The organism is Actinospica robiniae DSM 44927 (assembly GCF_000504285.1).
Classification (GTDB): Bacteria; Actinomycetota; Actinomycetes; order Streptomycetales; family Catenulisporaceae; genus Actinospica; species Actinospica robiniae.
The window spans coordinates 5,747,185-5,758,880 of sequence record NZ_KI632511.1 but is presented as its reverse complement, the minus strand read 5'-3'; the positions used below and the strand labels follow the sequence as shown (position 1 = coordinate 5,758,880).

Annotated in this window: 5 protein-coding genes; all 5 read right to left on the bottom strand. The window is 69.3% G+C overall.

Features of this window, described 5'->3' with window-relative positions; genetic code table 11:
* Position 1: 1 nt before the first annotated feature.
* The 5 genes from ACTRO_RS24410 to ACTRO_RS24395 all read right to left on the bottom strand — a co-directional run bounded on the left by ACTRO_RS24410 (position 2) and on the right by ACTRO_RS24395 (position 11,667).
* Positions 2 to 2,959: a helicase-related protein gene (locus ACTRO_RS24410; RefSeq protein ID WP_034266582.1), complete on the bottom strand. Its 2,958-nt coding sequence runs from the start codon at positions 2,957 to 2,959 to the stop codon at positions 2 to 4.
* Between the two features lie 70 nt (positions 2,960 to 3,029).
* Positions 3,030 to 9,341, bottom strand: a complete 6,312-nt coding sequence (locus ACTRO_RS24405) for a protein kinase domain-containing protein (RefSeq protein ID WP_034266579.1) — start codon at positions 9,339 to 9,341, stop codon at positions 3,030 to 3,032.
* Positions 9,342 to 10,150: 809 nt separating this feature from the next.
* The gene (locus ACTRO_RS51085; RefSeq protein ID WP_342673773.1) at positions 10,151 to 10,441 is read right to left on the bottom strand and encodes a hypothetical protein; all 291 of its coding nucleotides are present in this window, start codon (positions 10,439 to 10,441) and stop codon (positions 10,151 to 10,153) included.
* A gap of 18 nt (positions 10,442 to 10,459) precedes the next feature.
* The gene (locus ACTRO_RS24400) at positions 10,460 to 11,380 is read right to left on the bottom strand and encodes an IS3 family transposase (protein WP_084315865.1); all 921 of its coding nucleotides are present in this window, start codon (positions 11,378 to 11,380) and stop codon (positions 10,460 to 10,462) included.
* Entirely contained in the window at positions 11,377 to 11,667 is a 291-nt protein-coding gene (locus tag ACTRO_RS24395; RefSeq protein WP_034260505.1) for a transposase, read from the bottom strand. Before ACTRO_RS24395 ends, ACTRO_RS24400 begins: the two co-directional genes overlap by 4 nt.
* Positions 11,668 to 11,696 lie beyond the last annotated feature (29 nt).

Below are 11,696 nucleotides of genomic sequence, written 5' to 3'. Positions count from 1 at the left end.
CTCAGGCCCTCCCGTCGCTGTTCATCGCCGCCGCGGCGACCGGCAGGTACACGTATACGCCGAGCACGTCGGCGGGTTTCTGCACCTCGACCCGCAATCCTCTGAGCCGCTGCTCGCTCGCTCCGCGGACCCGGCGGTGGGCCTCGCTGAGTTCGGTGGCGCGCTGCGCGCCATGGGCGTCTAGGTACTCCGTGACCGCGTCCAGCGCGCCGAGGATGCGTTCCGCGGTGGCTTGTGCGAGTTCCGGAGCCGTGTTCTCGGTGGCCTGCGCGGCGGTCAGTGCGAGGGCCGTGTCTTCGTCGAGCCATGCCGCTTGGGCGGGTGCGCCTTCGAAGGCCAGCAGGCGAGCGTCCTCGGCGACCAGCTGCCGCTCTCCGGTCCGTGAGGGCAGGGTGAGGTGGAAGCGGTAGCGCACCAGCAGCAGTGTCGTGCGCTTGCTGACCGCGTTCGTGCGGATGACGCCGCAGCGTCGGGCCGGCCGGTGCTGCGCGGGTAGCTGGTCGTCGAGCGCGGCGTTCAGGACGAATTGCGCGATCGCGCCGACCGCGGGGTCGGTGCGCACGAGCGCTGCCTCGCCGCGCGGGACGGCGGGGTTGTGCCGGAACCACAGCTTTCCTGCGGAGCCGAGCTCCGGGCTTCCGACGGCGGCGGTCACCGATTCGCGCAGGCCGACCGGCAGGCCGTGCGTCGCGGCGGTGAAGTCTCCCTCCGTGGGCGTGCCGCCGACGAGTTGGGCGCCCAGTGCGCGCAGTGCGGTGCGGACGAAGCCACGGACCTCGCCTACCTGGCCCAGGGCCGCGCGTACGGCTGCCACCTCGGCCGCGACCTCGTCGGGATGGACGGCGCCTTGTGCGTAGCGTGATCGTGAAGCGCGCTCGACCTCGGCGAGCGAGTTCCAATCCACATCGAGCTGCTGGGATGTGGAGGACAGGTTCGACTCGAACAGGGACAGCTGCTCGCCGCGGTCCGCGCCGTCGGCTGATCCGCGCATCAGCAGCCACTCGATCAGTGCGTCGGTGACGCCGGCGGAGGTCTCGTCCGGCACGGGAACGCAGATGCCGGTGGCTTTGCGGATCTCCCGGTGCTTCTTGATCAGCACGTCGAGGACCTTGCCGTCGATGCCGTTGTCGCTGCCGTAGAGCGTGACGACGCGCACCTCGTCGCGCTTCTGGCCGAACCGGTCCACCCGGCCTTCGCGCTGTTCGTGGCGGGTCGGGTTCCAGGCGAGGTCGTAGTGGAGGACGGCGTCGAAGTGGTGTTGGAGGTTGACGCCCTCGGACAGGCAGTCCGTGGCGATCAGCACTCTGCGCGCGGCCGGGTCCTCGGTGGCTTCGGCCGCCAGCTCTTCGATCCGGGTCAGGCGCTGCTGCGGAGAGAGCGTGCCGGTGACGGCCCGCACGACGGTTTTGCGCCCGAGCTTGCCGTCGAGTTGCTCCGCGACGTACTCGGCCGTGGGGATGTAGCGGCAGAACACGATCGGGTGGTAGCCGTCGGCCAGCAGGGACTTGAGCTGCTTGATCAGCAGGGCGAGTTTCAGGTCGTGCTCGGGGCCCTCGAGTGCCGCGGCTCGTTCGGCCAGTTCCTTGAGACGTGCGGACGCGCCGCCCAGCTCCGTCTCGGCGCCGGGTGCGGCGTCGAGGCCTTCGAGGTTGTCGTCCTCGGCGAGGTCCGCGATGATCGGGCGGCCGAGCTCGTCGGCCTCCTGCTCGCTCCGGGCGAGCGCGGAGGTGGACCTCGTGGTGAGGGTTTGGGCGGCGGCGCGCGGGGAGGAGACGAGCGAGCGCAGCAGCGCGATCGCGGACCACCAGGCGATGCGCGCCTCGCGCCGGTTGCGTCCGGCCGCGTCGCTCACCCGCTCGCCGGCGTAGGCGATGGCGTCCTCCAGCAGCGCCTTGTACGCGGGGGTGAGCCGGTAGGTCTCGTCTTTGAACAGCCGGTCGGAGGGGAATTCCGTGTCCTCGCCGAGGTACCTGCGGATATCGGCCCGGCGGCGCTGGACGAAGTGGCGTGCGAGGTGGCGCCGTCCCGCATCCGAGCTCAGATCCGCATTCTCCAGGCGCGGGTCGAGCAGCCCTATCAAGGCGCGGAAGGACTCGTCCTTGCCCGAGTGCGGTGTGGCGGTCACCAACAGCAGGTGCCGGTCCGCATCGGCGGCGATGCGTTGGAGCAGCTCGTGGCGCAGCTGATTGTGCGCGCGGCGCCTACCGCCTGCCGCTGCCGCCGTGGCCGCGTCGGCGGTGACGCAGGTGTGCGCCTCGTCGACGATCACGAGATCCGGGCAGTGCTGGACGAAGTCGTCGCGGTGCCTCGGCGATTTGATGAAGTCGGTCGAGACGATCACATGGCGGTACTTGTCGAACAGGGATTGGCCGTAGTCCAGGCCGCGCTCGAGGCGCGGGACGGTGGAGGCGAGGATCAGTTCGGCGTCGATGCCGAACTTCGAGCGCAGTTCCGCCTGCCACTGCTCGGCCAGCGCCGGGGAGCACAGCACGGCCAGGCCGCGGGCGTCGCCCTGGGCGAGGAGTTCCGCGGCGATCAGCGCGGCCTCGACCGTCTTGCCGATACCGACGTCATCGCTGATCAGCAGCCTGACGGTGTCTTGGCGCAGCGCCATCAGCAGCGGAACGAGCTGGTAGGGCCGCGGCTCGACGGCGATCCCGGCCAGCGAGCGCAGAGGACCGGCGCCGTTGCGGAAGCCGATGCGCAGTGCGGAGCGCAGCAGGCCCGCCGCGGCGGCATCTCCCAGGTCGGCCGGGTCCGGCGGGGCGAACCGGGCGCCGGTGACGTCCTCGACCGCGGGGAACACGGCCGCGACGTCGTCGTCCGAGCCGCCGAGGGGCCGCAGCACCAGCAGGTCGTCCTCGGCCCCGGCGACCGCCGAGTCCGGCAGCACCACCCAGTCGCGCCCGCGCGCGGTCACCAGTGAGCCGACGGCGTAAGCAGTAGTCGGCGTCGTCATGGACGGTCCTCTTCCTGGGCTGATTCCCGGACAGTGCGGGTCGATGCGGGCGGTGACGGCGCGCGCTGGCTCACGTTACCGGGCCGGCGTTGGCACCCGCGCCGAAAACGGTGCGGTTCTTCGCCACGACGCCCGGCCAGGTCGAGCGGTCGTACCCGACGCGGATGACGTGCCAGCCGACGTCGAACAGGCGCTCTTCGGCCGCGACGTCGCGTCGTGCCACGTCGTCGTGCTCGTGCATCGGGCCGTCGACGAACACGGCGACGGACGCCCCCGGCAGCCGGTAGACGTAGTCCGGGCGCGCCTGCGCGTCCTCGACGAGGGTCTGCGCCTCGTCCGGGAGCCGGTAGCCGTTGTCTTTGAGCCAGGTCGCGAACTCCCCTTCCAGCGACGAGTCGGCTTGCTGCACGAGTGCTTCGAGGTGCTCGGTGCGGGTGCGTCCGGCGACGGTCGGCGAGGTGGACGAACCCGCGAACGCCATCAGCAGGTCCTTGATGCCGTGGCGGTCGATCTGCTGGTGGTGGAGCTGGTTGCCATACGTCAGCAGGCAGTCATAACAGCCCTTCGCGCACGGGCGCGACGCGTCGAAGCCGCCGGTGTCCGCGCCGGTGTCCGGGTCGAAGTGCGCGATGGCCAGGGCTTCGCGGGCCGCGCGCGCGAGCGCGTCGGGCTCGGCCTGCAGGCGCCGCAGTACCCCGGCGCCGCCCTCGGCCGACTCGGCGAACAGCATCCGGTCGCGCGGGCCCTCATCCGGTGGCAGCAGTTCCCCGGTCAGTTCGGCGTCCTCGAGTTGGAAGACCGCCTCGATGCCGCGCTCGAGCGCGAACATCAGCGAGAGCGCGATCTCCGGCGCCACGGCCTTGGCCAGCTTCAGCACGAGGATGTTGCGCCGGTCCTCGACGAACGGCAGTACCCGCATGCGGCGCGTCGCCTCGCCCGGGTCGAGCACGTCGAGCGTCGGCAGCTCACTCGAATCGCCCGCCGCCTCCGCGGCCTGCTTCTCGTTCATCCACTGGCCGGTGACCGGGTTGAGCCAGAACCCGTCGGACTCGTCCTTCGGGCGCCGGGTGCGCCCGGTATTGGTGATCCGCACGGTCGCGGAGTCGCCGTAGGACAACATCGCGATCGGGCCGACGTCCGAGCCGGTCGCCGCGGCCGGGTTGACGAAGGCGTCGAGGCGTCCGGCGCGCTCCCCGTGGTCCTGGAACCGGAACGAGGTGACCAGGCGGAACCCGGCGCGGCGCCGCTCCTCCTCGTCCGAGGAGATCCGTTCGCGCCGCTGGGTGAAGACGGTGTGCAGCTGGAGCAGACCGGGGGTCTCCTCCGTCAGCGGGGCTTTGCACAGTTCGCACTTGTCCGTGCCGGCGCGCACCTCGTGGTGGTACCCGCAGTGCGGGCAGCGCCGCGCGCTGTGCGTGACGATCTGCCCGGCGGCGTCCGGCGGCAGTTGGATGCGCGCGACCTGGTAGCGCGCGCCCTCGTGGTAAATCAGGGCTCCGGGCCCGAACTCGCGGATGGCCAGGAACCGCGGGCGCTGCACGTAGTCGCCTTCGGCGCCGAACCGGCCCGAGCCCGGGATGTAGGCGGCCAGGGGCAGGCGTGGGAAGGAGTAGCCGGGCAGGAAGCCCTCGGAGGCGAGGTAGCGGTACGGGTTGAAGTCCGAGAGCACCGACTTCGTCCCCTGGCCCTCGTTGAGCAGCAGCGAGATCTGAGTCTCGGCCTGACGTCGGCGGTTGACCGCCATGTTGCGCGCCGCCTGCGTGAGCGACCGGTCCAGGCGCCGGCGGTTCTGCTCGGCCTGATCCTGCAAAGCCGTGCGGTAGAGCGTGCGCCACCGTTCGCAGGCCTCATCGAATCTCGCCGCGGCGTGACGCACCGTCCGCTCGACCCACTGCGGATCCCACCACGCAGTGGCCTCCAGCTCCGATTCAAGAGGACCGAGCGCGGCGTGGGCCCGAGCTACCGCGCGCGTGCCGGCCGACTCGGAGGCGAGCTGCTGCGCGATGCTCGAAACCAGTTCGAGCTTCGGGTCGGGCTTGCGCACGCTCTCGTCCGGAACCGAGGCGTCGATCATGTCCGGGAGCGCACTGCCGAGCTTCGCCCCCGTCTCGGCCAGCCAGATCGCATGCACATGCGAGCGCAGCAGATCCTCGTTGCCCAGGTCCAGGCGCGGCGGCGCGACGGAACCGGCGACCATCTGCTCGGAGCGGCGGAAGTAGTACTGGTCGTGGCTGTTGCCCGTGGCGCAATAGGTGGTCACCAGTGCCGGCTGCCCGGATCGCCCGGCCCGGCCGGAGCGCTGCGCGTAGTTCGCCGGAGTCGGGGGGACGTTGCGCATGGACACGGCGTTGAGCGAGGCGATGTCGACGCCGAGCTCCATCGTCGGCGAGCAGTAGAGCAGCCGCAGCCGCCCGGCGCGGAACTCCTCCTCGCGCTGTTCGCGCTGATCCGGTGCGACCTGGGCGGTGTGTTCGCGCGCCGAGAGGCCCTGGAGGGTCCGCGCGGTGTCGCGGTACAGGTTGCGGAAGAACGGGTTGACGCGCGGAGTGGCGTCCGCCGCGAAGGTCTTCGCGAGCGGGTCCATGATGCCCGTCATCCCGTCGCCCGGCTGCCAGATGAGCGAGGACGCGCGCACCCGGTAGCCCGGCGCGCCGCCCTGCTTCGGGTCCACGGCCACCGCGAGCACCCCCGCGTCGGCGAGGACCCGCAGAAGATCACTGATGGCCCGCTGAGCGTCGTCGATGCCGAGCGGGTGGGGATGGTCCGGGAAGGTGCCGGTGCGGCGCAGGTACCGGCCGAACTTGGCCCGCCCGGACAGATTCACATCCCCGCGACGCCCGCCGGCGCGACCCGAGCGGGCGAAAGCCGTCGCCACCTGCGGCAGGTCCGCCTCCGCGAGCAGCCATGCCTCGTTCAAGTGCTGCCCGGCGCGCTGAACGAGCTTGTCGAACTCCTCGCGCACGAAGCAGTCCACATCGATCGCGAGCGCCCGGCGCAGCTCGTCGAGCAGAATCCTGATCAGCTCGGCGCGCAGCGCGGGCGCAGCGGTGGCGAGCGGATCGCTCGCGGCCGCCCACAGCGGTTCGTGCCCGGCGATCTCGTCGGCGTCCTGATAGCCGACCCGCAGCAGGCCGGTCTGCTCGAGGTTGGGCATCGTCACCCGCCAACCGCGCTGCAGGTCCACGTACAGGTGGAAGCCCACGACCTCGCGCAGCGTCGCATCGGTGCGCTCCAGAGCGCTGAACAGCTCGCCGGGATTGCGTGCGTATTCGGTCCGGTCGAGCTTGAGCTCGCGGGCGACGGCGGCACCGATCTCATCGTGGCGCAGCCCTGCACGCCCCTGGTCCACCGTTCTACGCGCGGCCTGGTACAGGGCCCCGCGCAGCTGGGTCACCTGCACGAAGTCGTTGAAATGCCCGGCCTGCAGCGAGGCATCCTGCCGGTTGTCGACGAACGTGAGCAGCTTGCGCGCCTCGTCGCCGAGAGCGGAAGCCGGCAGCGCCCGCAGCGAACTGACGATCGAAGCGGAGATCAGCGAGGTCGCCGACGAGCGCCCCTCCTGATCGAGGGTGGCCAGCTTCGCGAAGTCCCGCCCACGCGCCTGCTCATACGACACGCCGCAGCGCAGGCAGAACCGGAACGGCGCGGGAATGTACGCCGCCTCGATACCCGAGCCCTCATGCCCGTACACGTCGACGGCGACAGGCCGCGGCACGTACTTGCGATAGCTCGAGCGGATCGTGTCACGGTCCTTGCGCTCGTCGGTCTCGAGCCAGTTGTCCGGCAGACGGCGCTGCGCGAGCACCTGCTCGAGGTCGCGAGGCCATGGATGATCGGAACTGACATACAGGTATCCGTCGGTCTCATCGCCTCCTGTAGCCACCGCGTCGCGCCGGGAGCGGTAGATGATTTTGCCGCCGCGTTCCGTGCGCCACACAGTCAGATACTCCTGCCCGCACTCCCGGCAGAACGCCAGCGGAAGCAGGACCTTGCCACCCGATCCGGGCTGCTCGATCTGGTAGTCACGGGTCCGATGGCGCGTCAGCTCGTCCTCCAAGGTGACGTAGACCGTGTCACCCTTCGAGAGGAACTGGTGCAGGCGGAACGCGAACAAGGGGCGCCCGGTATGCGGCTCGCGCGCCTGAGCCCCAGCCTCAAGCGTGCGCCGAATCGCAGCGGCGCACTCGGCAACCGGTACACCACTTTGCCCGCCGAGCTCTTCGGCCGCCATCTCCACGCTCGACGGCGCACGCCGCACCAGCCGCCCCGAAGGGTCCGTGCCCAGCCCGAACGCCGACTCGACCCAGGACGCGAGCGGGTCCATCACCAGGTCCGCGTAATCGCGCGGCGCGGCCGGGGCGTTGATCCGGGCCGCCGGGACCGCGCCTGCATCCGACCGGGTGGCGCGTACCAGCGTCTCGCCGATGACGTGCTCAGGCACCACCGTGGTGCCGAACAGCGTGGAGGCCACGGCGGCGACCGTCTCACGCTGATCCTGCTCGCTGCCCTCGCTCGACATGGTCGCTGAGGTGCCCACGCACTGAAGCGACGGCGCGTCGCACGCGTCTCGGATCCGGCGCACCAGCATCGCCACGTCCGCGCCCTGTCGGCCGCGGTAGGTGTGCAACTCGTCCAGGACCAGGAACTCCAGGCCCTTCGCCATCCGGATCAAGGACCTGCGGTCATCCGGCCGGGTGAGCATCAACTCGAGCATCACGTAGTTCGTCAGCAGGATGTCCGGCGGGTTCTCCCGGATCCGATCGCGATCCGCCCGCGATTCCTGACCGGTGTACCGCTCGAACGTCACCGGCTCCCGGCCCTCGCCGTATCCGGCGCGCAGGAACTTGCCCAGCTCCTGCTGCTGACTGTTCACCAGGGCGTTCATCGGGTAGACGATGATCGCGCTCACCCGTCTGGCCGACGGTGTGCCGTTTCCGGCGTCCGCGGCACGGCGGCGCACGACCCGATCGACGATCGGGACGATATATGAGAGCGACTTGCCCGAGCCCGTGCCCGTGGTCAGCACGTACGAGGCACCTGAACGCGCGGCGTCGATCGCCTCACGCTGGTGGCAGTGAAGCGTCAGCGGGCGCCCGTTGCAGCTCGTCGCATCGTCGCGCTTGCCCGCCTGGAAGATCCGGCCGCACTCCTCGTGCAGAACGCCCTCGGCAACCAGATCGGTGACGCTTCCCCCGGAGGCGAAGAACGGGTTGAGCGAGAGCCACGGATCAGGCCACTGCGACTTCGCATCGAGATCATCCTGCACGAACTGCGCGATGCGGTCGTCGCGAATCACGGCCGCGCCCTCGGTGAAGGCACGGTAGTCGGAGATCAGTCGGCGATGGATCGCAAAGACGTCCATGCCGGAGGTAGCCGCTGTACCGGAATCGATGCCGGGGTTGACGATGCGCGCCGCATCTGTGGCAGCGCCGTGAGTGGCCGACTGGGCCGAGGCGCGCAGCGGGGCCGTCGGGTCGTGCCGCTGCGGGTCCGCAGTTGCCGACTCGCCTGCTTCCGCGTCGTCGAGGGCAAACGGCAGCAGCACCTCCCGAACCTCTTCGGGGCTCGGGCGCTCAGTCGGCGACTTGGCCAGCAGGCGCGCGACCAGTCCGTCGAACTCCGCCGGAACGGCGCTGCGAAGCGACCGCACTGCGGTCGGCTCCTGTTCAGCGTGCTTGCGCATGACTGCGAACGCGCTCTCACCGTCGAACGGTGCCGCACCTACAAGGGCCTCGTACAACACACAGCCGAGCGCGTACATGTCCGCGGCCGCGCCCACGGCCCGCCCCGACGCCTGCTCCGGCGCCATGTACTGCACCGTGCCCACAGTCGCGTCGGTGCAGGTGAGCCGGGTCGCATCGGGATCGTCGACGATCAGGCCGATACCGAAGTCCAGCACCTTGACCACCCCGCCGGGCGTGAGCATCACATTCGAGGGCTTCAGATCGCGATGCACGATCCCCGCCTGGTGCACCGCGGCCAGAGCGTCAGCGATCTGCACGCCAAGCGCGGCCGCCCAGCGCACCGGCAACCGATGACGCTCGTCGAGTTCGTGCCGCAGCGTGGCCCCGTCGATCAGCTCCATGGCCAGATACGGGACATCGCCGTAGAAGCCGCCGTCGACCGTTCGCGGAAGATTGGGGTGGTGCAGCCTCTCCATGATGCGGATCTCCCGCTCGAAGCGGGCCAGCAGCCGCCCGGCCTCCGACGCCGCTCCTGCGCGCACTCCGACCTGATCCCCGGCCCGGGTACGGCGGATGAGCTTGACGGCCACCTCCTCGCCGGTCAGCTCGTCATGGGCGCGATAGACCTCGCCCATATTCCCCCGTGCGATCGGCCCGGCCACGATGAATCGCTCGGCGACCCACTGCGATCCACTCACCCGCACACTCGTCCTTCCAACGGCCAGACGCGCCGGGACCCGGGAGTCGGCGCAGACAGTTCTCTGTTCTACACCTTGCGTCGTCTTCGCCGCTTACACGCCGAAGCCCGTCGATCGCTCACACGACGACTTCTCCCATCGTGCCGCTCCCATGCCCGCCTGCGCAGCGCCTTCGCACACGAGATTCACCAAGCCGGAGACTAGCTTGGCGACCCGGCGGTAATCCTCCGCGATGGGCGCCCGCAGGATAGGCGCTCGGCAAGTCCCGACCAAGTTCCAATCCTTCCCGTCGAGGTGGGTTCCGCTTCGCGCCGGAACGCAGGTGAACTGAAGTGTTAGCGGGCGGATCGACGCTGGCACGCTGAAGGCTGGCGAGAGGTTTTCCGCCAGCCGCCCGGAGGACACGTTCATCGCAACGCTGCGGTACGACGCGGGCTGGAGCTGCCCACGGGCGAGGTCTACGCCTCGCTATCGAAGGCAGAGCAGATGCGGGCGGCCGACCAGCACCGCGCAAGCGTGAGGCGGCCCCCGGTGGCGGGGCTGGCCACCCCCGCGCCGTCAACAAACTCGCCATTACCGCGTTCACCTCCCCCTTCGCCGAGAACAAGGCCATCGTCGGTCCGCGCCGCGTTCAGCAAGATGACGACAGACTGACGATCTCGACGACACCGTGACCGCGAAAAGCTCTGACGGACCCGCCCGTCAGGGCTTTCCCACATACCAAGCATCGTCACCGCGAGCGTCGGCAATAGCGTCATCTTCCGTGGCGCCTGACAACCGACCACTCGGCCTCGTCAGTCCGCCCCGAGCTATCCGGCGCAACGCGCAACGACTGTAGTCAGGTGCTCCGAAGTTGGATGCATCGCCGGCTGCGCGAGCTCGAACTCGGTGATCCAAAGGGGTCGGCCGTCACCGCAGACGATCTCGAGGCCTTCGGCCGGTTCCAGGCTCGTGCGGATAACGCGCAGGCGATCTTTGCCCACGGAGGCCAGAGGATCCGTGCGTGAGCGCATGTAGCGGTGGGTTCTGACTTGGTTGTGGATCTCGAACGCGCTCTTGGACCAATCGATGACGGAGAACTCGGGTTGGACGCCGCGCAGTTTCGTAGACAGGCAATATTATGCAGCTAATGAAAGCTTATTGTCAAATATTGACTCGTACTGAGCTGGGCTCAGGTATCCGAGCTGACGCTGGATCCGAGTGCGGTTGTAGTAGGTCTCGATGTACTCGAAGCTGGCGGCGCGTACCGCCTTGCAGTCGACCCAGACCGACAGATGTATCAGTTCTTTTTTATACAGAGCGTTGAACGATTCGGCGGCGGCGTTGTCGAAGCAGATCCCGGTCTTGCCGACGGAGGGCAGGATGCCCTGGTCGAGGCACAGGTCGCGGAATGCGCGTCCGGTGTAGACGCTGCCGCGGTCGGTGTGCATCACGGTCTGGCCCCGATGCGGCCGGCGCCGGGCGATCGCCATGCGCAGCGCGTCCAGGACGAGTTGTTCGCGCATGTGCTCGGCCACGGCCCATCCGATCACCTGGCGGGAGAACCCGTCGATCACCGTGGCGAGGTAGCACCAGCCGGTCATGGTCCATATGTAGGTCACGTCGCCGTACCAGATCTCGTTCGGCGTGTCGGGGAAGAAGTCGCGTTCGACCAGGTCGACGAGGCCGCGGCTGTTCGCAGGGTCCTGGGTTGTCGTGGTGGTGCGCTTGGCGGCGGGGTGGACGCAGCGCAGGCCCGCGGCTCGTGCCAGGCGCCGGACGCGGCGCTGGGAGGTGGCGTGGCCCTGCTTGGCGAGTTCCGCGTGGATGCGGTCGATCCCGTAGCGGCCCTCGTGCGCCCGGTCGATCGCGACGATAGCGGCGGTCAGTTCCGCGTCGCGCTGTGCGTGTGCGCAGGCCTGGCGATTGGACCAGGCGTAGTACCCGGATCGGGAGACCGCCAGGATGCGGCACATCAGCTCGATCGGGTAGCGGTATCGGCGCGGTATGCCCGATTCCTTCTGTTCCTCCACGGCGGAGGAGATGAAGGCGAACCTCACTGGTTCTGGCTGGCAAACCACGCGGCTGCTTTTTTTAGGAAATCTCTTTCCATGCGCAGCTTGCGGTTTTCGTCTTCGAGTTCCCGCAGGCGGGCGCGCTCGTCGGCGGTGACGGGCTTCTCGGCGACGGTGCCGTTCTTCTTGGCAAGGTTGACCCAGTTGCCGAGGGTCGCCTCGTGGATGCCGAGGTCGCGGGCGATCTCAGCGACCGGGCGCCCCGAGTTGACGACCAGGTCCACTGCCTCGGCCTTGTACTCGGCCGTGTACTTCTTCCGTGCTGCTCCCACTGCTCAACCTCCGTAGACCAGCCACCTTA

What these genes read in the sequence shown, in the direction of transcription:
- ACTRO_RS24410 (WP_034266582.1), bottom strand. Translation starts at nt 2,959, where the DNA reads ATGACGACGCCGACTACTGCTTACGCCGTCGGCTCACTGGTGACCGCG.